Source organism: Streptomyces panaciradicis (assembly GCF_023516615.1).
Taxonomy (GTDB): domain Bacteria; phylum Actinomycetota; class Actinomycetes; order Streptomycetales; family Streptomycetaceae; genus Streptomyces; species Streptomyces panaciradicis.
Genome location: NZ_JAMGBF010000067.1, coordinates 74,232 through 99,451, shown reverse-complemented (window position 1 = coordinate 99,451; position 25,220 = coordinate 74,232). Strand labels below are relative to the sequence as shown.

At 69.4% G+C, this 25,220-nt stretch carries 26 protein-coding genes and 2 pseudogenes; 14 read left to right on the top strand and 14 right to left on the bottom strand.

Translation table 11 applies throughout. From position 1 onward, the window contains the following. Both M8J74_RS22630 and M8J74_RS22625 read left to right on the top strand, forming a co-directional pair. Positions 1–395 (top strand): annotated as a pseudogene (locus tag M8J74_RS22630) (hypothetical protein); the annotation flags it as partial. A gap of 173 nt (positions 396–568) precedes the next feature. Then, positions 569–1,441 carry a hypothetical protein gene (locus tag M8J74_RS22625; protein ID WP_249838192.1) on the top strand — a complete coding sequence of 291 codons (873 nt, stop codon included), beginning with the start codon at positions 569–571 and terminating at the stop codon, positions 1,439–1,441. Positions 1,442–1,457: 16 nt separating this feature from the next. On the opposite strand, the gene M8J74_RS22620 is transcribed toward M8J74_RS22625, so the two are convergent. Next, positions 1,458–3,851: an HAD-IC family P-type ATPase gene (locus tag M8J74_RS22620; RefSeq protein WP_249838191.1), complete on the bottom strand. Its 2,394-nt coding sequence runs from the start codon at positions 3,849–3,851 to the stop codon at positions 1,458–1,460. Positions 3,852–3,946: 95 nt separating this feature from the next. Continuing rightward, complete coding sequence (locus tag M8J74_RS22615) at positions 3,947–4,213, bottom strand: DUF2530 domain-containing protein (RefSeq protein WP_249838190.1); 267 nt, start codon at positions 4,211–4,213, stop codon at positions 3,947–3,949. 143 nt (positions 4,214–4,356) lie between these two features. On the opposite strand from M8J74_RS22615, the gene M8J74_RS22610 reads away from it, so the two are divergent. After that, positions 4,357–5,808, top strand: a complete 1,452-nt coding sequence (locus M8J74_RS22610; protein WP_249838189.1) for an NCS2 family permease — start codon at positions 4,357–4,359, stop codon at positions 5,806–5,808. A 7-nt stretch (positions 5,809–5,815) separates the two neighbouring features. On the opposite strand, the gene M8J74_RS22605 is transcribed toward M8J74_RS22610, so the two are convergent. Continuing rightward, positions 5,816–5,998 (bottom strand): hypothetical protein, encoded by a 183-nt coding sequence (locus M8J74_RS22605; RefSeq protein WP_058928335.1) that lies wholly within the window; start codon positions 5,996–5,998, stop codon positions 5,816–5,818. A 151-nt stretch (positions 5,999–6,149) separates the two neighbouring features. Between M8J74_RS22605 and M8J74_RS22600 the strand changes: the two genes are divergently transcribed. Continuing rightward, the gene (locus M8J74_RS22600; protein ID WP_058924666.1) at positions 6,150–6,587 is read left to right on the top strand and encodes a MarR family winged helix-turn-helix transcriptional regulator; all 438 of its coding nucleotides are present in this window, start codon (positions 6,150–6,152) and stop codon (positions 6,585–6,587) included. 27 nt (positions 6,588–6,614) lie between these two features. Beyond that, entirely contained in the window at positions 6,615–7,958 is a 1,344-nt protein-coding gene (locus M8J74_RS22595) for an MFS transporter (RefSeq protein ID WP_372500238.1), read from the top strand. 17 nt (positions 7,959–7,975) lie between these two features. Here M8J74_RS22595 and M8J74_RS22590 read toward each other — a convergent pair whose 3' ends face one another. Further along, positions 7,976–8,494 carry a GNAT family N-acetyltransferase gene (locus M8J74_RS22590; RefSeq protein WP_249838187.1) on the bottom strand — a complete coding sequence of 173 codons (519 nt, stop codon included), beginning with the start codon at positions 8,492–8,494 and terminating at the stop codon, positions 7,976–7,978. Between the two features lie 26 nt (positions 8,495–8,520). Here M8J74_RS22590 and thpR point away from each other — a divergent pair, with 26 nt between their 5' ends. Further along, positions 8,521–9,093, top strand: a complete 573-nt coding sequence (thpR, locus tag M8J74_RS22585; protein WP_249838186.1) for an RNA 2',3'-cyclic phosphodiesterase — start codon at positions 8,521–8,523, stop codon at positions 9,091–9,093. 128 nt (positions 9,094–9,221) lie between these two features. Here the strand turns inward: thpR and M8J74_RS22580 are convergent, their stop codons facing one another. Next, positions 9,222–10,076 (bottom strand): aldo/keto reductase, encoded by an 855-nt coding sequence (locus tag M8J74_RS22580; protein WP_249838185.1) that lies wholly within the window; start codon positions 10,074–10,076, stop codon positions 9,222–9,224. Positions 10,077–10,160: 84 nt separating this feature from the next. Between M8J74_RS22580 and M8J74_RS22575 the strand changes: the two genes are divergently transcribed. The 3 genes from M8J74_RS22575 (at position 10,161) to M8J74_RS22565 (ending at position 13,386) form a co-directional block, all read left to right on the top strand. Further along, positions 10,161–11,810 carry a recombinase family protein gene (locus tag M8J74_RS22575; RefSeq protein WP_249838184.1) on the top strand — a complete coding sequence of 550 codons (1,650 nt, stop codon included), beginning with the start codon at positions 10,161–10,163 and terminating at the stop codon, positions 11,808–11,810. A 272-nt stretch (positions 11,811–12,082) separates the two neighbouring features. Beyond that, positions 12,083–12,340 carry a helix-turn-helix domain-containing protein gene (locus M8J74_RS22570; protein WP_249838183.1) on the top strand — a complete coding sequence of 86 codons (258 nt, stop codon included), beginning with the start codon at positions 12,083–12,085 and terminating at the stop codon, positions 12,338–12,340. 56 nt (positions 12,341–12,396) lie between these two features. After that, entirely contained in the window at positions 12,397–13,386 is a 990-nt protein-coding gene (locus M8J74_RS22565) for an aldo/keto reductase (RefSeq protein WP_093724609.1), read from the top strand. Positions 13,387–13,531: 145 nt separating this feature from the next. On the opposite strand, the pseudogene M8J74_RS22560 reads toward M8J74_RS22565, so the two are convergent. After that, positions 13,532–13,685, bottom strand: a pseudogene (locus M8J74_RS22560) (aldo/keto reductase); the annotation flags it as partial. 69 nt (positions 13,686–13,754) lie between these two features. On the opposite strand from M8J74_RS22560, the gene M8J74_RS22555 reads away from it, so the two are divergent. Then, the gene (locus M8J74_RS22555) at positions 13,755–14,120 is read left to right on the top strand and encodes a hypothetical protein (protein ID WP_249838182.1); all 366 of its coding nucleotides are present in this window, start codon (positions 13,755–13,757) and stop codon (positions 14,118–14,120) included. On the opposite strand, the gene M8J74_RS22550 is transcribed toward M8J74_RS22555, so the two are convergent. Further along, the gene (locus tag M8J74_RS22550; protein WP_249838181.1) at positions 14,107–14,295 is read right to left on the bottom strand and encodes a DUF397 domain-containing protein; all 189 of its coding nucleotides are present in this window, start codon (positions 14,293–14,295) and stop codon (positions 14,107–14,109) included. The genes M8J74_RS22555 and M8J74_RS22550 overlap by 14 nt on opposite strands. Then, positions 14,292–15,101, bottom strand: a complete 810-nt coding sequence (locus M8J74_RS22545) for a helix-turn-helix domain-containing protein (protein WP_249838180.1) — start codon at positions 15,099–15,101, stop codon at positions 14,292–14,294. The genes M8J74_RS22550 and M8J74_RS22545 overlap by 4 nt, the downstream gene beginning before the upstream one ends. Positions 15,102–15,184: 83 nt before the next feature. Between M8J74_RS22545 and M8J74_RS22540 the strand changes: the two genes are divergently transcribed. Continuing rightward, the gene (locus M8J74_RS22540; RefSeq protein ID WP_249838179.1) at positions 15,185–15,607 is read left to right on the top strand and encodes a hypothetical protein; all 423 of its coding nucleotides are present in this window, start codon (positions 15,185–15,187) and stop codon (positions 15,605–15,607) included. Here M8J74_RS22540 and M8J74_RS22535 read toward each other — a convergent pair. The 4 genes from M8J74_RS22535 to M8J74_RS22520 all read right to left on the bottom strand — a co-directional run bounded on the left by M8J74_RS22535 (position 15,594) and on the right by M8J74_RS22520 (position 18,611). Next, positions 15,594–16,454: a hypothetical protein gene (locus M8J74_RS22535; protein ID WP_249838178.1), complete on the bottom strand. Its 861-nt coding sequence runs from the start codon at positions 16,452–16,454 to the stop codon at positions 15,594–15,596. The two genes, M8J74_RS22540 and M8J74_RS22535, sit on opposite strands and share 14 nt — an antisense overlap. A gap of 98 nt (positions 16,455–16,552) precedes the next feature. After that, a complete protein-coding gene (locus M8J74_RS22530) occupies positions 16,553–17,218 on the bottom strand; it encodes a maltokinase N-terminal cap-like domain-containing protein (protein ID WP_249838177.1) in 666 nt (221 codons plus the stop codon). Between the two features lie 17 nt (positions 17,219–17,235). Further along, positions 17,236–17,820 (bottom strand): Uma2 family endonuclease, encoded by a 585-nt coding sequence (locus M8J74_RS22525; protein ID WP_249838176.1) that lies wholly within the window; start codon positions 17,818–17,820, stop codon positions 17,236–17,238. A 116-nt stretch (positions 17,821–17,936) separates the two neighbouring features. Further along, entirely contained in the window at positions 17,937–18,611 is a 675-nt protein-coding gene (locus M8J74_RS22520; protein ID WP_249838175.1) for a GDSL-type esterase/lipase family protein, read from the bottom strand. Positions 18,612–18,732: 121 nt separating this feature from the next. On the opposite strand from M8J74_RS22520, the gene M8J74_RS22515 reads away from it, so the two are divergent. Further along, on the top strand, positions 18,733–19,707 hold the full coding sequence (locus M8J74_RS22515; protein ID WP_249838174.1) for a WD40 repeat domain-containing protein: 975 nt from the start codon (positions 18,733–18,735) through the stop codon (positions 19,705–19,707). A gap of 372 nt (positions 19,708–20,079) precedes the next feature. Here M8J74_RS22515 and M8J74_RS22510 read toward each other — a convergent pair whose 3' ends face one another. Next, positions 20,080–20,466, bottom strand: coding sequence for a nuclear transport factor 2 family protein (locus M8J74_RS22510; protein WP_249838173.1), 387 nt, complete (start codon positions 20,464–20,466; stop codon positions 20,080–20,082). Between the two features lie 206 nt (positions 20,467–20,672). Here M8J74_RS22510 and M8J74_RS22505 point away from each other — a divergent pair, with 206 nt between their 5' ends. Then, positions 20,673–22,184 (top strand): cellulase family glycosylhydrolase, encoded by a 1,512-nt coding sequence (locus M8J74_RS22505; RefSeq protein WP_249838172.1) that lies wholly within the window; start codon positions 20,673–20,675, stop codon positions 22,182–22,184. Between the two features lie 166 nt (positions 22,185–22,350). Further along, entirely contained in the window at positions 22,351–23,949 is a 1,599-nt protein-coding gene (locus M8J74_RS22500; protein ID WP_249838171.1) for an alpha/beta hydrolase, read from the top strand. Between the two features lie 96 nt (positions 23,950–24,045). Here M8J74_RS22500 and serC read toward each other — a convergent pair whose 3' ends face one another. Then, positions 24,046–25,164 carry a phosphoserine transaminase gene (gene serC, locus M8J74_RS22495; RefSeq protein WP_058924679.1) on the bottom strand — a complete coding sequence of 373 codons (1,119 nt, stop codon included), beginning with the start codon at positions 25,162–25,164 and terminating at the stop codon, positions 24,046–24,048. Positions 25,165–25,220: the final 56 nt, after the last annotated feature.

Here is a 25,220-nt window from a genome sequence, read left to right as displayed (position 1 = left end):
ACCCGATGTCCGACGACATCGACTACAGCAAGGTCGGCTTCGCGTCCCAGGACAACCTCGGCACGACCAAGCTCCAGCGCTACTCGAAGCTGACGGTCAACGCCTCGCCGGAGCCGGTCACCAAGGGCAAGACCATCACGGTCACCGGCAAGCTCTCCCGCGCCAACTGGGAGGACTTCGCGTACCACGGCTACACCAACCAGCCGGTGAAGCTGCAGTTCCGCAAGAAGGGCTCCAGCACCTACACGACGCTGAAGACCATCACCTCGGACTCGACCGGCAACCTCAAGACGACGACGAAGGCCACGGTCGACGGTTACTTCCGGTACTCCTTCGCCGGCACCTCGACCACCCCGGCGGTCAGCGCCGCCGGTGACTACGTCGACGTGAAGTAGTCCTGAAGCAGGCACGAAGCAGGCGCGTTGGGGCGGACTTCATCCGGGATTCGCAATGAGTTCGCAATCCCCGGACAAAGATCCGCCCCACGCGTACAACCCCCCACATCCGTCACGGATCTGATCCCGTGAGCCAACAGGCTCCACGATCACTTTCTCCAACTGGGGAACACATGCGTATACGTGCCACTGTGGCCGCCGTCTCCGGCGCCCTGGCCCTCACCGCCTTCGCCGCGCCGGCTTCGCAGGCCGCCGGCTCCGCCACCTCGTACCAGGCGGAAGCCGCGAAGATCCTCGCCGCGCACGGCAGGACGACGTTCGGCGCCACCACCGCCACCACGGCGGCCGACCTCGGCGTCACCTTCTCCGACCTCAAGATCGCCTCCGCGATCAAGGTCGGCACCACGAACCACGTCAGCACCACGGTCACCTACACGCTGACCCACGGGGCGAACTACGACCTCTCGTCGTCCGACTTCGACAGCGGTCCGGTCATCTACAAGGGCACGCTCGACAACCCGACCAACATGCTCGGCGGCGTGGACCCGGCGACCTGCACCGCGGTCACCGACACCACCGCCACCTGCTCGGGCAAGGTCGACATCTACCCGGCCGACGGCGACCTGATGAATGCCGACGCGGGCACGTGGTCGGCCGGCGCGCTCGCGCTGCAGTACAGCACCGGCGACTACTCCCTGCAGGGCGGCCTGGGCTCCACGCTGGTCCAGCGCTACTCCAAGCTGACGGTGAACGCCGGTCCCGAGCCGGTCTACAAGGGCAAGACGATCACCTCGACCGGCAAGCTCTCCCGGGCCAACTGGGAGGACAACGCCTACCACGGCTACACCAACCAGCCGGTGAAGCTGCAGTTCCGCAAGGCCGGTACGAGCACCTACACCACGGTCAAGACGGTGTACTCGGACAAGTACGGCAACGTGAAGGCCACCGCCACCGCGGCGTCCGACGGCTACTGGCGCTTCCGTTTCGAGGGCACCTCGACCACCCCGGCCGTCTCGGCCACCGGTGACTACGTCGACGTGAAGTAACCCCGGCACGCGCCCGCTAGGCGGGAAAGCGGCGGTCGACCCACTTCCACAGGAACTCCAGGACGACCGCCGCCACCGCCGCGATGCCGACCGCGATCCACGGCATCGTCATGCCGACCAGCTTCAGCGCGAAGAAGTGCTGCAGCGAGGGCACGACGAGCACGAGGAGGAACGCCGCGCCCATCGCGGCGACCAGCGCGATCCGCCACCAGGTGTAGGGACGGGCGATGATCGCCAGCACCCACATGGAGATCAGGAAGAGCGTGAGCGTCGCCGCGCTGGTCTCCGCGTCCAACTGACCCGCACCCGTGTAGTGGTGACGGGCGATCAGGTAGGTGACGAAGGTCGCGATCGCGGCCACCACCCCGCCCGGCACCGAGTACCGCATCACCCGCCGCACGAAGTGGGGTTTCGCCCGCTCCTTGTTGGGCGCGAGGGCGAGGAAGAAGGCCGGGACGCCGATGGTCAGGGTGGACAGCAGCGTCAGGTGACGGGGCAGGAACGGGTACTCGACCTGCCAGCAGACCACCAGGATCGCCAGCAGCACCGAGTAGACCGTCTTCACCAGGAACAGGGTCGCCACCCGCGTGATGTTGCCGATGACCCGCCGGCCCTCCGCCACCACCGAGGGCAGGGTCGCGAAGCTGTTGTCGAGCAGCACGATCTGCGCCACGGCCCGCGTCGCCTCGGAGCCCGACCCCATCGACACCCCGATGTCGGCGTCCTTCAGTGCCAGGACGTCGTTCACGCCGTCGCCGGTCATGGCCACGGCGTGCCCGCGTGACTGCAGCGCGCCCACCATGTCCCGCTTCTGCTGCGGGGTGACCCGCCCGAAGACGGTGCCCTCGTCGAGGTGGGCCGCCATCTCCTCGCGGTCGGCGGGGAGCCGGCGGGCGTCGACCGTCGTGCCGTCGAGCCCGAGCTTCGCCGCCACCGCGCCCACGGAGACGGCGTTGTCGCCGGAGATGACCTTGGCCCGCACGTCCTGCTCGGCGAAGTAGCGCAGGGTGTCGGCCGCGTCGGGCCGCAGCCGCTGCTCCAGCACGACCAGGGCCGTGGGACGGGCGCCCCGCGCCGGCTCGGGGTCGCCCAGCTCGCGCCGGGTGCGGGCCAGCAGCAGCACGCGCAGACCCTGTTCGTTGAGCCGCTCGGTCTCCGCGAGGGCCGGGTCGTCGTCGGCGAGCAGGACGTCCGGCGCCCCCAGCAGCCAGGTGCTGGACTCGCCGTTGCCCTCGCTGAAGGCGGCCCCGCTGTACTTGCGGGCCGAGGAGAAGGGCAGGGCCTCGGTGCAGCGCCAGTCGTCCACGTCCGGGTAGGCGTCGATGACGGCCTGGAGGGAGGCGTTGGGGCGCGGGTCGGCCTCGCCGAGCGCGCCGAGCACCTTGCGGACGTAGGACTCGTCGGCGCCCTGCAGCGGCCTGAGCTCGGTGACGTCCATGCCGCCCTCGGTGAGGGTGCCGGTCTTGTCGAGGCAGACGGTGTCGATGCGCGCCAGGCCCTCGATGGCCGGGAGTTCCTGGACGAGGCACTGTTTTCGGCCAAGCCGGATGACGCCGATCGCGAAGGCGACGGAGGTGAGGAGCACCAGCCCCTCCGGGACCATGGGCACGATCCCGCCGACCGTGCGGGCGACCGAGTCCTTGAAGCCGTGCTGCTTGACGAAGAGCTGGCTGACGACGAGGCCGATCGCGGTCGGGATCATCATCCAGGTGACGTACTTGAGGATCGTGGAGATGCCGGTGCGCAGTTCGGAGTGGACGAGGGTGAAGCGGGAGGCCTCCTCGGCCAGTTGCGCGGCGTAGGCCTCGCGGCCCACCTTGGTGGCCCGGAACGCGCCACCGCCGGCGACCACGAAACTGCCCGACATCACCTGGTCCCCGGGCCCCTTGACCACCGGGTCGGCCTCGCCGGTCAGCAGCGACTCGTCGATCTCCAGCCCGTCGGCCTCGACGCACACGCCGTCGACGACGGCCTTGTCCCCGGGCCCGATCTCCAGGACGTCGTCCAGCACGATCTCCGAGGTGCCGACCCGGACGGCGACCCCGTCGCGCCGCACCGTGGGCCGGGCCTCCCCGATCACGGCGAGCGAGTCCAGGGTCCGTTTCGCCCGCCACTCCTGGATGATCCCGATGCCGGTGTTGGCGAGGATCACGTACCCGAACAGGCTGTCCTGGAACGGCGCGACGAACAGCATGATCAGCCAGAGCACGCCGATGATCGCGTTGAACCGGGTGAACACGTTCGCCCGGACGATCTCGCCTATCGACCGGCTGCTGCGCACCGGTACGTCGTTGACCTGCCCCCGGGACACCCGCTCCGCGACCTCGGCCGCGCTCAGGCCGCGTGCCGCCGCCGGCGTGCCGGGCGGGTGCACCGGGTCGAGCTCGGCGCCCGCGTCGATGTGGGTCATGCATTCGACGGTACGTGCGGATCTACGGCTTCACCCGCCGAGTGCCCGGAAGATCCGACCTGGGGAGGAGCGACGTCGTGCGGTGGGTGTACGGCCTACTCGGCCGCCTCCGGCTCCGCGCCGGCCGACCGCTTGATCGCCGCGTCCCGCTTCCTGACGAAGTAGACGCCGTACAGGCCGAGGACGCCCCCGGCCAGACACGTCCACAGCCACCACGTGTGCCCGTGGTCGTCGAACCAGCCGTAGAAGGGGAGCTGGACGAGGAAGAGGACGAACCAGAGGATCGTGCCGCCGGTGATGACCGGGACGACGGGCCCCTCCAGGGGCTCCGGCGCCTCGTGCTTGGGGGTCCACTTCGCCATGGGCACAGCTTACGAGGCGGCGGGGCGCGGCAGGAGTCGGGCGGGGTGAGCGGGGGTCTACGCGCGGAGATAGCGTTTACGGGATTCATATGTTCATACTGAAACGGTTTCCGTCTGTCCACTTCTGCTCGTAGGAACATCCAATGCCCACCTCGGCTCCCGCCAAGGCCAGCGCCCCGCAGCAGCCGGGGGACACCCCCGCGTCGGGTGCGATCGACCGCTACTTCAAGATCTCCGAGCGGGGCAGCACCCTCGCCCGTGAGGTCCGCGGCGGCTTCGCCACCTTCTTCGCGATGGCCTACATCATCGTGCTGAACCCGATCATCCTCGGCAGCGCGAAGGACATGTACGGGCACCACCTGGACAACGGCCAGCTGGTCACCGCCACCGCCGTGACCGCGGCCTTCACCACCCTGCTGATGGGCGTCATCGGCAACGTGCCCATCGCGCTGGCCGCCGGCCTCGGCGTGAACTCGGTCGTCGCGCTCCAGCTGGCGCCCCGGATGTCGTGGCCGGACGCCATGGGCATGGTCGTCCTGGCCGGTCTCGTGGTGATGCTGCTGGTCGCCACAGGCCTGCGCGAGCGCGTGATGAACGCCGTCCCCTACAGCCTGCGCAAGGCGATCTCCATCGGTATCGGCCTGTTCATCATGCTGATCGGGCTGGTCGACTCCGGTTTCGTCTCCCGCATCCCGGACGCCGCCCAGACCACCGTCCCGCTCCAGCTCGGCGCCGACGGTCACCTCAACGGCTGGCCGGTGCTGGTCTTCATCCTGGGCGCGCTGCTCACCCTGGCGCTCATCGTGCGCAAGGTCCCCGGCGCGATCCTGATCTCGATCGTGGCGATGACGGTCCTGGCCGTGGTCATCGAAGCGGTCGCGAAGGTGCCGTCCTGGGGTCTGACCACGCCCAAGTGGCCCGGCAACCCGGTCGCCACCCCCGACTTCGGCCTGATCGGCAAGGTCAGCCTGTTCGGCGGCTTCTCCAAGGTCGGCGTACTGACCGGAATCCTCTTCGTCTTCACGGTCCTGCTGTCGTGCTTCTTCGACGCCATGGGCACGATCATGGGCGTCAGCGACGAGGCGAAGCTGACCAATGCCAACGGCGAGATGCCGGGCATCAACAAGGTCCTGTTCGTCGACGGCATCGCCGTCGCCGCGGGCGGCGCCAGCTCCTCCTCCGCCACCACCTGCTTCGTGGAGTCCACGGCCGGCGTCGGCGAGGGCGCCCGCACCGGCTTCGCGAACGTCGTCACCGGCGCGCTGTTCGCCGTCGCGCTGTTCCTGACCCCCGTGGCCACCATGGTCCCGTCCCAGGCGGCCACCCCGGCCCTGCTCGCGGTCGGCTTCCTGATCCTGGCCGGCTCGGTCAAGGAGATCGACTGGGCGGACTACACGCTCGCCATCCCGGCCTTCGTGACGATGGTGATGATGCCGTTCACCTACTCGATCACCAACGGCATCGGCATGGGCTTCCTCACCTTCGCCCTGCTGCGCCTGGCCGCGGGCCGCGGCCGCGAGGTCCCGGTGGCGATGTACGTCGTCGCGGCGGTGTTCGGCTTCTACTACCTGATGCCGGCCCTCGGCCTGACGTGAGCACCGCTCACGTGACCCCGTAGAACTTCTCCGTCTCCTCGACGGCGGTCTGGAACCGCTCGTCGAAGTCGTCCCGAATGAGCGTCCGGACCACGTAGTCCTGGACGCTCATTCCCCTTTTGGCGGCGCGGTCCCGGAGCCGTTCGAGCAGCTCTCCGTCGATCCGCAGGCTGAGCACGCTGGTCCCCATGAGGACGAGGGTCGCTGGCGGGTGCGGCGCGGCGTTCACTTTCCGCGTCGTCGTCACCCGTAAGGGTGATGGTTCGGTTGAGTGGCCGGATTCACGGGAATCCTCCGGTACGTCAGCTTGTTTAGCGAGAGTAATGAGTTACGCTAAGGACATGCCGGACCTCACCCATGGCGACGACGTAGCCGCCGTGAACTCGCTTCGCTCAGGCGTCATGCGACTGTCCCGTCGACTCAAGCACCAGCGGGTCGACGAGTCGCTCAGCCCCACCGAGATGTCGGTGCTGGGCACCCTCTCCCTCTGCGGACAGGCCACCCCGGGCGAACTCGCCCGCAAGGAGCACGTCCAGCCGCCGTCGATGACCCGCATCGTCGCGCTGCTGGAGGCCAAGGGACTGGTCCGGCTGGAGCCGCACCCCGAGGACCGGCGCCAGAAGGTCGTCACCAAGACCGAGCAGGCCGAGACCATGCTCGCGGAGAGCCGCGCCAAGCGGAACGCCTTCCTGGCCGATCTGGTCGCGGGCCTGGACGAGGACGAGTGGGCCGCACTGCGCGCCGCCGCCCCCGTACTGGAGAAGCTCGCACACCTGTAAGCAGCCCTACGCAAGGAGGCGACCCTTTTGAGTTCGGGATCCGGAGCAGCTTCCGCCCCCGCACCGACCGCCACTACCCCCTCCCGCACGTCCTCGATGTTCAGCTCCCTGAAGGTCAGGAACTACCGCCTGTTCTTCCTGGGCCAGGTCGTCTCCAACATCGGCACCTGGATGCAGCGCATCGCCCAGGACTGGCTGGTGCTCAGCCTCACCGGCTCCGCCACCGCCGTCGGCGTCACGACGGCGCTGCAGTTCCTGCCGATGCTGCTCTTCGGCCTCTACGGCGGCGTCCTCGTCGACCGGCTGCCCAAGCGCCGCACCCTGCTGTTCACGCAGTCCGCGATGGGCCTCAGCGGTATCGCGCTCGCCGTGCTCACCCTCTCCGGACACGTCCAGGTCTGGCACGTCTACCTGGCCGCCTTCTTCGTCGGCCTCGCCACGGTCGTCGACAACCCGGCCCGCCAGTCCTTCGTCACTGAGATGGTCGGCCGGGACCAGCTGCAGAACGCGGTCAGCCTGAACTCCGCGAACTTCCAGTCCGCCCGCCTGATCGGTCCCGCCGTCGCCGGTGTGATGATCACCGGCGTGGGCACCGGCTGGGCGTTCCTCTTCAACGGCCTGTCGTTCATCGCCACCCTCACCGGCCTGGTCATGATGAGGTCGCGCGAGCTGCACGCCGTCGAGCGCGCCCCGCGCGGCAAGGGCCAGCTGCGCGAGGGCCTGCACTACGTCGCCGGGCGCCCGGAGCTGATCTGGACGATCGTCCTGATCGGGTTCGTCAGCACCTTCGGCTTCAACTTCCCCGTCTACCTCTCGGCCTTCGCCGACGACGTCTTCCACGCGGGCGCGGGCTCCTACAGCCTCTTCAACACCCTCATGGCCGTCGGCTCGCTGGCCGGCGCCCTGCTCGCGGCCCGCCGCGGCACCGCCCGGATGCGGGTGCTCGTCGTGGCCGCGGCCGCCTTCGGCACGCTGGAGATCGTGGCCGCGGTGGCGCCCTCGCTGTGGCTGTTCGCCCTGTTCATGGTCCCGATCGGCATGTTCGGCATGACGGTCAACGTCACCGCCAACACCAGCGTCCAGATGAGCACCGACCCGGCCATGCGCGGCCGGGTGATGTCCCTCTACATGATGGTGTTCATGGGCGGTTCCCCGGTGGGCGCGCCGATCGCCGGCTGGGTCACCGACACCTACGGCGTCCGCGCGGGCCTCGCGGCGGGCGGTGCGATCGCCGCGGGCGCGGCGGTCGTCATCGGCCTCGTCCTGGCCCGCGTCGGCAACCTGCGCCTGTCGGTCGGCTGGAACCGCGGCCACCCGCACGTCCGCTTCGTGCCGCGGGAGGCACAGGAGCAGCTGGCGCCCGCCGCCTGACGGGCGCCCCGCCGGGACTACACGCGCCGCTCCAGCACCTGCCCCGGCCAGTCGCCCGCACCGAGATAGGTCTCGGTGCGGGTGAAGCCGTTGTCCTCGTAGTAGCGGACGAGCCTGCCGTCGCCGCCCGCGTAGCAGTCGACCCGCAGCAGGCCGACGCCCGCGCCCCGGGTCACCTCGGCGGCGTGCGCGAGCAGCGCGCCGCCCACGCCGTGGCCCTTGAAGCGGCGGTCGGAGGCCAGCCAGTGGATGTACCGCTCGGGCTCGCCGACCGGCGGCAGGTGGGACAGGTAGGCGCCGGGCGCGTCGGTGAGGGTGAGGGTGGCGGCCGGCTCGCCGTCGGCCTCGGCGATGTAGGCGGCGCCCTCCTCCATGTACCGGACGACCGACTCCACCGTCCTCGGGCTCTGCGACAGCGGCTTCGTGCCCCACTGCCCGGTCCGCCCCTGCCCGGCCAGCCACTCCACGCAGCTGTCGAGCATGCCGAGTATCACGGGGACGTCGTCCGCCCCGGCGTCTCTGATGGTGATCTCCATGCCCCCATGGTGGCAGGCTGGTCCCCATGAGACTCTTCGCCGCGGTGCTGCCTCCAGAGGAAGTGGCGGAGGAACTCGCCGCCGAACTGGCCGAGTTGAGGAGGCTCCCCGGCGCGGACGGCCTGCGCTGGACCGGCCGCCCCGGCTGGCACTTCACCCTCGCCTTCTACGGCGAGGTCGACGACGACCTCGTCCCCGAGCTGTCGGAACGCCTGGAGCGGGCGGCGCGGCGGTCCGGGCCGTTCCCGCTCGCCCTGCGCGGCGGCGGGCAGTTCGGGCACGGCCGGGCGCTGTGGGTGGGCGCCGAGGGGGAGACGGCCGCGCTGCGGCTGCTGGCCGACCGGGCCGAGGCGGCGGGCCGCAGGGCCGGGGTCGACATGGGGGAGCACCGGCGCTACAGGGCGCACCTGTCGGTGGCGCGCAGCCGCGACGCGGTGGACGTACGGCCGTACCTGACGGCCCTGGAGGAGTTCCGCAGCCGCACCTGGACGGTGGCGGAGCTGGTGCTGGTGCGCAGCAATCTGCCGAGGTCCGGGGTGCCGGGCGAGCAGCCCCGCTACGAGACGGTCGCCCGTTGGCCGCTCGGCGGCGCCGGTTAGGCTCGGGGCGTGGACCCGAAGACCCGGAACCGGATCATGGCCGTCGTGCTCGTGCTGTTGTTCGTCGTGGTGGTGCTGGCGGCGGCGCTCGGCAAGTGACCCCGACCGCCGCCGCGCAGCGGTGACGCCTACCAGGCGAAGGCCTCCGGGGAGGGGCCGGGGCCCGGGAAGACCTCGTCGAGGCCGGCCAGCAGTTCCTCGCTCAGCTCCAGCTCGGTCGCGCGGACCGCGGAGGCGAGCTGTTCGGCCGTGCGCGGGCCGACGATCGGGCCGGTCACGCCCGGGCGGGTGAGCAGCCAAGCGAGTGCCGTCTCGCCCGGCTCGACGCCGTGCTTGTCGAGCAGGTCCTCGTAGGCCTGGATCTGCGCGCGGATGGTGGTGTTGGCGAGGGAGTCGGCGGCCCGGCCGCTCGCCCGGCGCCCGCCCTCGACCTCCTTCTTGATCACGCCGCCGAGCAGGCCGCCGTGCAGCGGCGACCAGGGGATGACCCCGAGGCCGTACTCCTGCGCGGCCGGGATGACCTCCATCTCGGCGCGGCGCTCGGCGAGGTTGTAGAGGCACTGCTCGCTGACGAGGCCGATGGTGCCGCCGCGGCGGGCGGCGATCTCGTTGGCCTGGGCGATCTTGTAGCCGGGGAAGTTGGACGACCCGACGTAGAGGATCTTGCCCTGCGTGATCAGGGTGTCGATCGCCTGCCAGATCTCCTCGAAGGGGGTGGCGCGGTCGACGTGGTGGAACTGGTAGACGTCGATGTGGTCGGTCTGCAGCCGCTTGAGGCTGGCGTCCACGGCCCGCCGGATGTTCACGGCGGACAGCTTGTCGTGGTTGGGCCAGGCGTCGCCGTCGGCGGCCATGTTGCCGTACACCTTGGTGGCGAGGACGACCTTGTCGCGCCGGTCGCCGCCCTGGGCGAACCAGTTGCCGATGATCTCCTCGGTACGGCCCTTGTTCTCACCCCAGCCGTACACGTTCGCGGTGTTCAAAGATCAATTTTAACGCCATGATCCGAACCGCATACCGTCACCCCTTGTGCGCGATGCGTGACACAGGGGAGAGGGAGAACGAGCATGGCGAGAGTTCTGGGTGTGATCCGTCTGTCGAGGGTGTCGGACGAGACCACATCGCCGGAGCGTCAGCGTCGGTCCATCCAGCGATGGGCCGATCAGGAGGGGCACGTCGTCGTGGGGTGGGTCGAGGACATCGACGTGTCCGGCGGGGTAGAGCCGTGGAAGCGTCCGGAGTTCGGCAAGTGGCTTCCCTCGACCATCGGGAAGGAGGTCAGCGCGATCGAGCACCGGATCGCGGTGGAGGAGTCGCGCGCCGACGAGTACGACATCATCTGCGCGCTGAAGATCGACCGTCTCTCGCGACGCGTGCTCCACGTGCACGCCCTCCTGGAGTGGTGCGAGAAGAACGGCAAGGAGGTCGCCACCGTCGAGGACGGGATCAACCTCAACACGCAGATGGGGAAGCTCCTCCTCAGCCTGATCGCGTCCTTCGCGGAAGGGGAGCTCGAAGCCATCAAGGCGCGGGCCAAGTCCTCGTACAACCACCTGGTGAAGGAGGGGCGCTGGCGCGGCGGCCGCACTCCATACGGTTACCGGGAGGAGAAACAGGAGACCGGCGACGGATGGAAGCTCGTCCCGGACGACTACGGGACCGACACGGCCGGGACGCTCCGTGAGATCGTCCGCCGTCTCATCGCGGGCGAGTCGGCGAACAGCATCGCGCAGTGGCTCAACGAGGACGTGTCGAAGACCCCGACGTCACTCGACGCCCAGATGATCCGTAACGGCAAGACCCCGAAGGGAAGCCGCTGGACCGCCGCGAACACGGCCAAGGTCGTACGTTCCCGCTGCATCCTGGGGCAGATGGAGGTGTCCGAGGAGGTGATGGTCGACGGGGAGAAGACGACACGACGCCGGGTCGTCCGGGACGCGGACGGTCAGCCCCTCCAGCGCGCGGAGCCTCTGATCACGCACGAGGAGTGGGAGCTGGCCAACAAGAAGCTGGACGAGAACACCAGCAAACGCAACGGCAACCGCAAGGGTGGGTCGCCCTTGCTCCAGGTCGCGTTCTGCACATGTGGGGAGCCGGCGTATCTCGCCCCTGGCCGTAACTGGCCCTACTACCGCTGCGCCTCCCGTACCACGCACAAGCCGTGTCTGACCGGAAGCAAGGGCATCGCGGCGCACACGCTGGAGGACGCCGTGGGGAAAGCGTTCCTCCTCGCTGCCGGGGACGTCGAGATCGTCCGGAAGGTCTTCCGGCCGGGCGTGGACTACACGCGCGACATCGAGGAAGTGAACCGCGCCCTCTCGGACCTGAGGGAGGACCGCGAGGCGGGCCTCTACTCCAGTGAGCTGGGCAAGCAGGAGTACCGGGAGGCGTACAAGCGGTTGGACGCGCGACGTGAACAGCTCATCGCGCAGCCCACGCGCCCGGACACCTGGGAGGAGATCCCGACAGGAGAGACCTACCGGGAACGGTGGAGCACGTTGTCGACCCAGCACGAAAAGGGCAGGGAGCTACGCGCCGCAGGGGTCAAGGCCATCATCCATGCCGAGCCGATTCCCGGGATGACCGCCGCGCAGCTCATGGCTCCCGATGGCCATGACGGGATGTGGCAACACCCAGTCGGGAGGGTTCAGGTTCTGATCCCCATGGACTTCAAGCAGCGTCTGCGCAACATGGCGGCGGTCCACAGCGAAGGCTGACCGACAACTGCATGCGACGAGGAGGGCCCTGTGGTCGGGGCCCTCCTGCGCGTTTGCAGGATGCCCGGCAGTTCGCCGCCGTCGCTCCCGACCGCAAGAGACAGGGTCCAGGCCCGATGCCCTGGGCGCCCAACCTGTGAAGCGCCGTGCCTCCCGCACGGCACCCCCGCGAAGAAGGGAGACACATGTCCCGCCGTCCGGCGGGGTCGTGAGGCGCACCCTCGTGCGCCTCACAGGAAGGAGCCGCGAGCCAGTGGCCATCAGCTTCGGTCATGACCGCCTGTGGGGCGGAGTCTCCCAGCGCGAATACCAGCGCAAGGCGCAGGACCCGCTACACCCGCTGGCCTACCGTGTCCACTTCGCCGCCATCGGATGGGCCGACCGTCACGAGCACGCAGCCTTCGACCCTGGGAAGCTGGCCACCCTCTTGTCCTCACTTGCGGGTGAAGGGAGAGAGCGTCAGTGCCATCGCCAAGGCTCTGGGCGTCTCCCGGGCCACGCTGTACCGGCACCTCGGAGACGACTCCTGACGGCGGAACCTGATGCCCTTGCCTGGAGCGGACTCGAAGCAGTTGGCTTGTGGCCCATGAAGTACACCCAGCTCGGACGCACCGGACTCAAGGTCAGCCGACTCGTTCTCGGCACGATGAACTTCGGTCCGCAGACAGACGAATCAACCAGCCACGGCATCATGGACGCCGCTCTCGACGCGGGTCTGAACTTTCTGGATACGGCCAACGTCTATGGGTGGGGTGAGAACAAGGGCCGCACCGAGGAAATCATCGGAACTTGGTTCGCCCAGGGTGGCGGGCGGCGCGACAAGGTCGTCCTCGCCACCAAGGTGTACGGGAACATGGCGGGCGACGGGGACGTCTGGCCCAACCACGACAAGCTCTCCGCGGTGAACATCCGACGGGCCGTCGACGCCTCCCTCAAGCGGCTGCAGACCGACTACATCGACATCTACCAGTTCCATCACATCGACCGGTCGACGCCGTTCGAGGAGATCTGGCAGGCGATCGACGTCCTGGTCCAGCAGGGCAAGATCCTCTACGCGGGGTCGTCCAACTTCCCCGGCTACAAGATCGCCCAGGCCAACGAGACCGCCGCCCGGCATGGCCGCATGGGCCTGGTCAGCGAGCAGTGCCTCTACAACCTCGCTGAGCGCCGCGCCGAGATGGAGGTCATCCCGGCCGCGCAGGACTACGGTCTCGGTGTCATCCCCTGGTCTCCGCTGCACGGAGGACTGCTCGGCGGCGTCCTCAAGAAGGAGGCCACACAGGGGCGCCGGGCGAGCGGCCGCGCTGCCGACGCGCTCAAGGACACCAAGACACGCGAGCAGATCCAGGCGTACGAGAACCTCCTCGACAAGCACGGCCTGGAGCCTGGTGAGGCGGCACTGGCCTGGCTGCTGACCCGCCCCGGCGTCACCGGCCCGATCGTCGGCCCTCGCACGCAGGAGCAGCTGGACTCGGCGCTGCGCGCCCTACAGCTGGAGTTGAGCGAGGAACTGCTGACGTCTCTGGACGAGATCTTCCCCGGTCCCGGACCGTCTCCCGAAGCCTTCGCATGGTGAGGTAGCGGGGCTGTGGCGGAGTCGTCGCCTTCTGCTTGCGTTCGAGGCGAGTGGGAGGCGGCGGCTTCGTCATTTCCGCTCGGGGTCCGCAGTAGCGGTGAGCGTCAGCGATGCGTTGCTGCGGAATCTGGCGTCAAAATTGCCGGTTGGCGGTGTCGAAGAAGTTGATGCCTGGCGTCCAGCGCCGCGTCCATGATCGCGTGGCTGTCGGCCTCGTTCGTCTGCGGTCCGAAGTTCATGGTGCCGAGGACGAGTCGGCTTACCTTGAGTCCCGTGCGTCCGAGCTGCGTGTACTCCATGACCACCTAGCCAACGGCGTGGAGTGCACTCTAGGCAAGGAGGTTCCGGTCCGTCATGAGGGGGATGTCGTGAGAGCTGCTGTCCACGGTGCCGGGTTGCTGCTGCCGCTGGGGGCCGGGGGAGCCGCGGCCGGGGTGACGGTGTGGGCCGTCGGCGCCACCTGGCGTGCCTGCGACGTCGGCAACACGTCCGCGAACGGGATGATCCTGCTCCTCGGCTTCCCCGTGCTGTGGGGCGGCTTCGCCGCGCTCTGGAGCACCGTCCTGCGGCTCCTCGGCGCGGAGCGCCGCGCGAGCGCCTGTGCCGTCGCCGTCTGCGTGAGCGTGGCGCTGGTCTGGGGGCTGATCGCGTGGATCGGCGTCCTCGACTCCTACCCGGCGCCGGTGTGCCCGGGGAACGTGCCCCCGTGGTGGCCGGAGATCATCCCCGTGTAGCGGACACCAGCGAGCCGAGGAACCGCGTCCAGGCGAGCGGGGCGACCTGGAGGGGGCGGACTTCCGGCGACTTGGAGTCGCGGATGTGGAGGGTGGTGGGGGTGCGGGCTATTTCCAGGCATTCGCCTTCGCCGCTGCTGTAGCTGCTCTTGAACCAGACGAGGTTCGTGCTCATAGCTCCTGCGCCACCCTTTCCATCAGCTGCGCGGACTCCTCGGGGGTGAGAGCCTGCGCCCGCAGAATGCCATATTTACCGAACAGGTCTCCCACGTCCGGCCGTTCGCTGACGAAGTAACCGCCGCTCGGGCCTTCGATGTAGGCGAGATGGTCTCGTTCGTCCGTCTCCAGAAGGATCATGCTGCCGGTCAGTCCGGCGTGCACCTCCCGGTGGTGTGGCATGACCTGAATCTCGACATGGCGCAGTTCGCTGATCGCGAGGATGTGGTGCAGTTGCTCCTTGAGCGTGGCCGCGCCGCCCAGGGGGCGGGTCAAGGCGCTCTCTTCCAGCACGTAGCTGATGCTGGGAGTCGGCTTGCGCTCGAAGAGTTGCTGACGTTCCATCCGGGAGGCCACGCGCCGGTCGATCTCTTCGTCGTCCAGGGTCGGACAGCGGTTGGACGCGTAGACGGCGCGTGCGTATGACTCGGTTTGGAGTGAACCGGGGACCAACTGGGTCTGGTACACGTGCAGGCCCAGAGCCCTGCGCTCCTCCGCGAGGTAATCCTCGGTCCACGGGGGCAGCCCGCTCGTCCTGAACTCCTTGTCCGCCACCACCAGCAGTGCACCTTGTGCACCGACTGCCTCGTCCGCGCTCTCGACGAACTGTCCCCTCGGAAAACGCTCCCCGCGCTCCACCATCGCCACCTGCGACTTGGAGTATCCGACCTGGTTGCCCAGGGCTTCCTGCGTGATTCCGGCGCGCTCGCGGAAGAACCGCAACAACGCCCCGAATGACTTCGATCCACGTTCACCCGAGTGCACAACTGCCTCCCCAAGTGCACAGCGCTGCACGGACGTTCCGCAGCTCTGGTCACAGTATGTGAGGGGGCGGAACCATTTGCGTCATGAACGAGAGAATCTCCGCCCCCTGGATCCCGCTCTGGGTCCCCGCCTCCGGCCACGCCCTCCGTCATGCGGGCATCCATTTCGACGCCGTACGCGTCAAGGGAGCTGTGGGGGAACGCGTCGCGGCGGAGCTGATGGCGGCGACCGGCTTCGACGCGGGACCGGTCGTGCAGGAGTTCGCGGGCGACCGCAACATGTACTTCCTGTTGCCCCCGCAAACCGCGTCGGCGCACCACTGGCCGCCCGGCGCACGGGCGTTGACGCGCGGTCACGGCTGCCTCGCCTATGTGGGCGTCCCGGCGCTGACCGGCGTCACCTGGCCGCTCGGCTGGCGGTCGGTGCCGTCGAGGGAAAGGCCCTTCGTCGACGGGGAGCTGCTGTCACGGATCGTGTCGGCGCACCCGATCGTCAGCCGCCGTTGAAGAAGATCAGCAGACCACGCGCTGAGTCCGTCGCGGTGGTCGTGTTGGCCACGGCGAGGACGACCAGGGCAAGCGAGGCCACCCCGGAGAGCGCGCCGAACGATCCCAGTACGCGCCGTGGCCGCCGCTGCGGCGTTCCCGTCCTCGCGAACCGCCGCCACAGGGCGACACTCATGCCGGCGAAGACCGTCGCGACGACACCGGCGGTCACCGCGAGGGTGGCGTGGTAGCGGGAGTTGTCGCTGATCATCGTCGCGAGGGCGGGTGGGGCCGGGGCGCCGCCCGGGTGCGAGGCGTCCGTCAGGCGCTGTCGGACCTGGTCGAGGGTGTCGGCGAGGGCGCCGTGGCCCGGTGTGCCGACGGGCAGCATCGACAGCAGCGAGGTGAAGGGGGCCGCCGCGCCCTGGACGTTGGCCATCACGACGAGCAGGGAGAGCAGGGAGAGGGCCGCGACGCACGTGCCCGCCGCGGCGAGCGCCGCCCTCCGTGCCGTACCGGGGCCGCCGGACCGGGCGTAAGCCCGCCACAGCAGGACGCCGAGTGCGGTGAGCACGAGCAGCAGGAGCGCGGCGATCACGGCCTTGGCGACGTGGAAGCGGAACCAGTAGTCGACGAGTTGCCGCATGTCCGGGGAGAGACGGCGGTCGCCCGCGTGCCAGTACCCGACGAAACCGTCGCCGACGGCGTCGACGAGGTGGCGCTGGTCCGCGAGGCCGTCCTGCGAGCCGTTCGCCGCCAGGGCGTGCGGGGCGAGGAGGAGGGCGGGGACCAGGGCCGCGGCGAGCGTGGCGAGCAGGGCGAGCAGGCGCCCGTGGGCGGGGACGGGCGTGGCGGCTGGACTGGACAAGGGGTTCCCCCGGGTTTCGTACGGCTGCCGGTCACCCTGCCGCACGCGGGGCCGCCCGGGCACTGGGGAGGGCCACCGGCCCGGGCGGGGGGTTCGCCCTACCCGGCGCTCGGGCCGTGGAGGGCGGCGAACAGCGCGCGTGCGCGGGTGCCTTCGGGGGCGTCGGGGGACTGCCAGGCGCCGGTGACATGGCCGATCGCGTGCGCCGGGCGGGTGTCCGGGGCGGTCGGGTCGAGGACGCGGTGGACGCGGAGGGTCGTGCCGCCCGGCGCGGGGAGCACGGTGCCTTGCTCGTCGTCGGTGACGTCGACCGGCCAGGACGGTGCGCCCAGGCCGGTGCCCGCGTAGGAGCGGGCCACCTCGTGGTCGGCGGTGTCCGTGATGCTCTGGGCCATGGCCGGGGCACGGCCCTCGATCAGGGCGAGGAGTTCGGTGTACAGCACCGGGTCGTGGCAGCCGTCGTAGGCCCAGCGTGGGCCGAGGACACCGTGCTCCATGGTGCCGATCAGAGCGTGTTCGGCGCCGGGGAGCGGGGCGCCGCGGTAGGTGAGGGGCACGTGGTAGGCGACCGGTCCGGGGCCGGAGGTGTCGACGGCCACCATGAACTCGATCCCGACCTCGCCTTCCGGGTCGTCCAGCCGGAACCCGCCGGCTCTGGTCAACTCCGGTGTGCCGGAACCGGCGTACCACGGCCTCGTGGGCAGCCAGGGGGCGAGCAGTTCCAACTTGGTCGGCTTGACGGTGGTGTTGTGGATGATCGCCATGTGCCGGATTGTGTCAGTCAGCCGCGGGGGAACTCATCCGTCTTGAGCGTGAGGCCGAGATCCGTGACGGTGAGGTCGACGTCCCCTCCGAAGCTGACGGTCGTCTCCGAGACGTAGTCGCCGTCCTTGGGCTGGGTGAACAAGTGGCACTTGCCCTGGTAGGGATCGGCGATGAGGTAGACCGGGACTTCGGCGACGGCGTAGGCGGTCTTCTTGGGCTCGTAGTCGTTGTGCGCCGTGCCCCTCGAGATGACCTCAGCGACGAACTCGACGTCCTGGTAGCTCCAAAGACCCTTCTCGTCCTTCTCGGCGTCCTCGGACACGAGGGTCACATCGGTGGCGAAGCCGTTGAGGTGCCCCGGGTAGTCGATCCGGACGTCGGACTTCACGCGCCTTCGCGGGTACTTGGTGCGCAGTTGCTCGACGATGTCGGCGATGATCTCCCAGTGCGTGTCCCGCTGCGGCGTCATGAAGATGCCGCCCTCGACGATCTCGACCTTGTAGCCCTCGGGGGTGGTCCGCTCAAGAGACTCGAACAACTGGTCCAGAGTCAGCTCGCCGCCGTCGTCGGCCATCTCGATCCTGTCTTCAAGGACGGTCATCGTGGCGCTCCTCCCCGGCTGCCCCACGGACAGGTACAGCCGCGCGGTACAACGATACGCACGGTGACCGGGTCACGCGGAGGGGAACAAACGCCCGATCGCGGCGGTGCCGGAGGTCAGCCCTGGTACGGCTCCCCGACCCCCCACGCCTGGTGCAGGGCGTCCGCGAACGCCGCCGCGATCTTGTGCTCGCCGCTCGCGTTCGGGTGGGTGCCGTCGTAGGTGTCGAGGTGGATGTCGTACGACGGCGGGGGTGAGGCCAGCAGGAGGGGGGAGCGGGGTTCGTCCAGGTCGGCGGCCGCCTTGGCGAGGAGTTCGTTGAAGAGGGTCACCTGGGCGGCGAAGGGCGCGTCCTCGGCGGCGCGGACGTTCGGGATCACCGGCAGTACGGCGATCCGGACGCGCGGGTTCGCCGTGCGGGCCTCGGCCACGAAGCGGCGCACGTTCTCCGCCGTCTGCTCGGCGTTGGTGTAGAAGCCCAGGTCGATCAGGCCCAGCGAGACCAGCAGCACGTCCGCGCGCTGGGCGCGCACCGCCTCGGCGATCAGCGGCGCCATGTGCAGCCAGCCCTCGCCCCAGCCGGCCAGGTGGGCGCGCGGGAAGTCGGGGTCGGCGTACGCGTACGACGTCGGGGCGTCGGCTGCCTTGTCGTACAGCGTCTCGCGGGGCCCGACGAGGGCGAAGGGGCCGCCGTGGGTGTCGCGCAGGTGCTCCCACATGCGGTAACGCCAGGTGTGCTCCCCCGCGCTCCCGATCGTCATGGAGTCACCGACCGGCATGAACCTAAGCATCCGCTCATGATGGACGATGCCGGTGGGATCAATGGGACGGCCGGGGTGTGAGGCCCGCCACCTGTCGCCGCGGTGGCCGGCCCGTCCCGTGAACCCCGGGCGGGGATGGCAGGCTTGGCCCATGCGCCGACCGTTCGCTCTCCTCGCCGGGGTCCTGCTCGTGGGTGCCTTCGCCGTGCCCGCCTCCGCCGCCGGCGGCAAGGGGGACAAGGGGTTCACGATCTCCGACCCCCGGATCACCGAGTCCAGCGGACTCGCCGCCTCCCACCGGCACCCCGGTGTCTACTGGACCCACAACGACAGCAGCGACGGGCCGTACATCTACGCGGTCGACAGCGCCACCGGCAGGACGGTCGCCCGCGTCGCCCTCAGCGGCATCGGCTCGCCGCGCGACGTCGAGGCCATCTCCATCGGTCCGGACGACCAGATCTACGTCGGCGACATCGGCGACAACCTCGGCGGCAAGTGGCCCTACGTGTGGATCTACCGGCTGCCCGAGCCGAAGAAGCTGGTCGACCAGACCGTGCGGGCCACGCAGTACGTCGTCAAGTACACGGACGGCGCCCGCGACGCCGAGTCGCTGGTCGTCGATCCGAAGACCGGGCGCGTGTTCATCATCGACAAGAACGAGAACGGCGGGCACCTCTTCGAGGGCCCGGCCCATCTCTCCGCCTCCGGCACCAACTACTTCCGTCCCGTCGCCACCGTCGACCTCTGGGCCACGGACGCCGCCCTCTCGCCGAACGGCGAACAGCTCGCCGTGCGCGGCTACTTCGGCGGCATCTACTACGACTGGAACGGCGGCAAGATCAAGCGCAAGGGCCGGCTGGACGTGCCGTTGCAGCGGCAGGGGGAGTCCGTCAGCTACTCGGCCGACGGCACCCGGCTGATGTACGGCAGTGAGGGCGCCGACAGTCCCGTGCAGGCGCAGGACGCCCCCGGCGGCGCCACCAAGACCCCCTCCGGCGGCGGCAGTTCGAGCGCCTCCGGCAGCGACGGCGGCAGCTCGGGCGGCAACCTCAAGATCGGCGCCGTCGCCGTGGTCGTCGCGGCGGCACTGCTGTTCGGGGCGCGCCGGCTGTTCCGGCGCGGCTGATCCACGACGGCGCGGCGGACGCCCGGGCGACGCATCGCGGTGCTCCCCGCGGGGCTTCAGCGCTCCGGTCGGGCGGACGGGCCGATCTCTCCGCGGGGCTTCAGCGCTTCGGACCGGTGGCGCATCGCGATACCTCCCGCGGAGCGTTCAGCGTTTCGGTCCGGCGGACGGGGTGATCTCTCCGCGGGGCTTCAGCGCTTCGGACCGGTGGCGCATCGCGATACCTCGCGCGGGGCTTCAGCGTTTCGGTCCGGCGGACGGGGTGATCTCTCCGCGGGGCTTCAGCGCTTCGGACCGGTGGCGCATCGCGATACCTCGCGCGGGGCTTCAGCGTTTCGGTCCGGCGGACGGGGTGATCTCTCCGCGGAGCGTTCAGCGCTCCGGTCCGCCGGACGCGTCGATCTCCCCGGCGAACACGATGACCTGGTCGATGAGGTTGCGCCGCAGATGCACGACGTCCGTTCCCGCCAGGCGGGGGCCACCGTCGGGCGTGGTGAACACCCACTGGTACCGGGCCCACTCGCCGGGCATGTCCACCGTCGAGCACCGCACCATCGTGCCGGTGCCCGCCGGGTGGCGCCGCAGGTCCGTCACGAACCGCTCGACCGACTCGATCCCCTCGCTGCGGCCCAGCGGCCCCCAGAACACCACGTCCGAGGTCAGGGCCTGGGCGAGCAGCCCGGTCACATAGGCGTCGCTGGAGGCGTTGAACGCCGAGATGAACGTGTCGATGGCGGACCGCGCGATCTCTTCCTGCATACACCAGTAGTACCAGCCGCACCTGACCCACGACGCAGGGGCGGCCGTCGGCCTCCACCCCTCTTCTCCGGTCGTCCGCGTCCGAACTATTGACGCGGTCATGACCTGTCGGTTTCCTGGGAGGCGTATGGGTGGTGGGAGCGCTCCCATCGGTTCCGGGCCCGGCACTTCCGAGACTGACGAGACCCCCGAGAGGAACCAGGCACATGTTCCGCAGCTTGCGAAGAGCGCTGTGCGCCGCCGCGGCGGCACTGCTGTTGCCGCTCGCCGCCGCGCACACGGCCGACGCGGCCGACAGCGCCGCCGGCGCCGGGTACTGGCACACCAGCGGTCGTCAGATCCTCGACGCCGCCGGGCAGCCGGTCCGGATCGCCGGGATCAACTGGTTCGGCTTCGAGACCGCCAACTACGTCCCGCACGGCCTGTGGTCCCGCGACTACAAGTCCATGATCGACCAGATGAAGTCGCTCGGGTACAACACCATCCGGCTGCCCTACAGCGACGACATCTTCAAGTCCTCCACCGTCCCCAACAGCATCGACTTCAGCAGCGGCAAGAACGCCGATCTGCAGGGCCTCAACTCCCTCCAGGTGATGGACAAGCTCGTCGCCTACGCCGGCCAGGACGGGATGAAGGTCATCCTCGACCGGCACCGCCCGGACTCCGGCGGCCAGTCGGCGCTCTGGTACACCGCGGCGGTCCCCGAGTCGACGTGGATCGCCAACCTGAAGGCGCTGGCGGCCCGTTACAAGGGCCAGGACACCGTGGTAGGCATCGACCTGCACAACGAACCGCACGATCCGGCCTGCTGGGGCTGCGGGGACACGGCGACCGACTGGCGGCTGGCCGCCCAGCGCGCCGGGAACGCGGTGCTCTCCGCCAACCCCGACCTGCTGATCTTCGTCGAGGGCGTGCAGACGTTCAACGGTGTGTCGGGGTGGTGGGGCGGCAACCTCATGGGGGTCGCCCAGTACCCGGTGCAGCTGAACGTGGCGAACCGGGTGGTGTACTCCGCCCACGACTACGCCACGAGCGTCGCCCAGCAGCCCTGGTTCACCGACCCCTCCTTCCCCGCCAACATGCCGGGCGTCTGGGACAAGTACTGGGGCTACATCTTCAAGCAGAACATCGCCCCGGTGTGGGTGGGCGAGTTCGGCACCACGCTGGCCTCCACGACCGACCAGAAGTGGCTGTCCGCGCTGGTGAGCTACCTGCGCCCGACGTCGACGTACGGCGCCGACTCCTTCCACTGGACCTTCTGGTCCTGGAACCCCAACTCCGGTGACACCGGGGGCATCCTCAAGGACGACTGGCAGACCGTGGACACCGTGAAGGACGGGTACCTGGCGAGCATCAAGGCGCCGCTGTTCCCGGGCACCGGCACGGGCGGTGGCGGCGGCGGTGGCGGCGGGAGCACGGCCGCGTGCAGCGCCTCCTATACCGTCAGCAGCGACTGGGGGAGCGGGTTCAACGCCGAGGTGAAGGTGACCAACACCGGCTCCACGGCCATCGGTTCGTGGAAGGTGACCTGGACCTGGAGCGGGTCGCAGCAGGTCACGAACATGTGGAACGCCTCCTACACGCAAACCGGTTCCACGGTCACCGCGGTGAACGCAGCGCACAACGGCAGTGTGGCGGCGGGGAGTTCGGTGACGTTCGGGTTCGGTGGCGCGCCCGGGGGCGGGAGCGTGCCGACGGTGAGCTGTACGGCGTCGTAGGGGCCGTGTGTGACGGAGGCGCCCACGGTGGAACGGGCGCCTCCAGATCACAGGAGATTCAAATCTTTACCCAAGTTGTTCCTTACGTTGGTGCTTCTTCGAAAGTATCCGGACAGGACCGTGAACTTTCCGGTCCTTCCAACCCCCCATGTCGTGAGGGAACTTGATGAGAAGAAGCGCAGCCGTGCTGTGCGGCACGGCCGTCGTCCTCGCCGGATCGGTCACGGCCGTCCCCGCCGAGGCCAGCACCTCGTCCTCCGCCCCCTCCTTCCAGCCGGCCAAGGTCACCTGGAAGAAGTGCGGCACGGACGAGTCCCCGACCCTGCAGTGCGGTTCGGTGAAGGTGCCTCTCGACTACGCCAAGCCGCAGGGCCGGAAGATAACCCTGGCCCTGACCCGGGTCCCACACACCGCGACCAAGTTCCAGGGCCCGCTGCTGGTCAACCCCGGCGGCCCCGGCGGCAGCGGTCTGAGCCTCGCGCCCTTCGTCGCCTCCTCGCTGCCCAAGGCGGTCGCGGCCCAGTACGACGTCATCGGCTTCGACCCGCGCGGCGTCGGCGAGAGCAAGCCCGCCCTCGACTGCAAGCCGGGCTACTTCAACCCGGTCCGCCCGGCCAGCGTTCCCACCAGCCCGGCCATCGAGAAGGCCAACCTGGAGCGCGCCAAGTCCTTCGCCGCCGCCTGCGGCCGCAAGTACGCCGACGTGCTGCCGTACATCAACACCGTCAGCGCCGTGAAGGACATGGACTCGATCCGCAAGTCCGTCGGCGCGAAGAAGATCAACTACTTCGGCTACTCCTACGGCACCTACCTGGGCCAGGTCTACGCCAAGCTCTTCCCGCACCAGGTGCGCCGTCTGGTCCTGGACTCGATCGTCGACCCCGACGGGGTCTGGTACGACGACAACATCGGCCAGGACTACGCCTTCGACGCCCGCCACAAGGCGCTCATGGCCTGGATCGCCAAGTACGACTCGACGTACAAGCTCGGCACCGACCCGGCCAAGATCGAGGCCAAGTGGTACGCGATGCAGGCCGCACTCGCCAAGACGCCCGCGGGCGGCAAGGTGGGCGCCGCGGAGCTGGAGGACACCTTCCTGCCCGGCGGCTACTACAACGGCTACTGGCCCTACCTGGCCCAGGCGTTCGCCGCGTACGTCAACGACCACAACTCCGCCCCGCTGGTGACGGCGTACCAGAACTTCGCCGCCATCGACGCCTCCGGTGACAACGGCTACAGCGTCTACGCGGCCGTGCAGTGCCGTGACGTGTCCTGGCCGCGGGACTGGAAGCAGTGGCAGAAGGACAACTGGGCGGTGTACGCCAAGGCGCCCTTCAACGCCTGGAACAACGCCTGGTACAACGCGCCGTGCGCGTTCTGGCCCACCAAGTCGCTGAAGCCGGTGAACGTCGCCAACTCCAAGCTGCCGCCGGTGCTGCTGTTCCAGGCGACGAACGACGCGGCCACCCCGTACCAGGGCGGTGTCACCGTCCACCGCCTGCTCAAGCACTCCAGCCTGGTCGTCGAGCAGGGCGGCGGCAACCACGGCATCACGCTGAGCGGCAACGCCTGCCTGGACAAGTACCTGGCGAAGTACCTGACCGACGGCACCGTCCCGCGCGGGCACGGCACGGCCGACGCGGTCTGCCAGAAGACGGCCGACCCCAAGCCGCAGGCCACGGCGAAGTCCGCGCTGACGGCCCAGCAGCCGGCCGCCGGGGCGAGCGGTGAGGCCCTGCACGGCCTGCTCGGCTTCCGCGGCTGAGCGGCACGCGAGCGAGGCAGAGGTACGCGAGAAGGGGCGCCCGGTGTTCGCCGGGCGCCCCTTCGTCGTCGTACGGGAAGCGGTGGTGACAGCTGGTTACAGCTTCTCGATGACGTAGTCGATGCACTTCGTCAGCGCCTCGACGTCCGCCGGGTCGATCGCCGGGAACATCGCCACGCGCAGCTGGTTGCGGCCGAGCTTGCGGTAGGGCTCGGTGTCGACGATGCCGTTGGCGCGCAGCACCTTGGCGACGGCGGCCGCGTCGACCTCGTCGGAGAAGTCGATCGTGCCGATGACCTGGGAGCGCTTGGCCGGGTCGGTGACGAACGGCGTCGCGAACTTCACGTCCTCCGCCCAGCCGTACAGCGTGCGCGCGGAGGTGGCCGTGCGGCGCACCGCGAAGTCCAGGCCGCCCTGGCCGTTGAGCCACTCCAGCTGCTGGTTCAGCAGGAACAGGGTGGCCAGCGCCGGGGTGTTGTACGTCTGGTTCTTGCGGGAGTTGTCGATCGCCGTCGGCAGCGAGAAGAACTCCGGGACGTGCCGGCCCGAGGCGTGGACGCGCTCGGCGCGCTCGATCGCGGCGGGGGAGAAGACGCCGATCCACAGGCCGCCGTCGGAGGCGAAGGACTTCTGCGGGGCGAAGTAGTAGACGTCCGTCTCGGAGACGTCCACCGGCAGGCCGCCGGCGCCGGAGGTGGCGTCGACCAGGACCAGCGAGCCCTCGTCCGCACCGGCCACGCGCTTGATCGGCATGGCGACACCGGTGGAGGTCTCGTTGTGCGTGAAGGCGTAGACGTCGACGCCCGCCTCGGCCTGCGGCTCCGGGTGGGTGCCCGGGTCGGAGGCGATCACGGTCGGCTCGGCCAGCCACGGGGCCAGCTTGGACGCCTTGGCGAACTTCGAGCTGAACTCGCCGAAGTTGAGGTGCTGGGACTTGTTCTCGATCAGCCCGTGCGTCGCGACGTCCCAGAAGGCCGTCGAGCCGCCGTTGCCGAGGATCACCTCGTAGCCCTCGGGCAGGGAGAACAGTTCGGAGATGCCCTCACGGACCTTGCCGACCAGGTTCTTCACCGGAGCCTGGCGGTGGGAGGTCCCCATGAGGGACGTACCGGTGGCGGCCAGCGCGTCCAGCGCTTCCGTCCGCACCTTGGAGGGGCCCGCGCCGAATCGACCGTCGGCGGGCTTGATGTCAGCGGGAATCTGGATCTCAGCCACGAGCCGGAGCGTATCCCCTCGGCGAAACCGCACGGAAACGTGTCCGTTCGATGAGA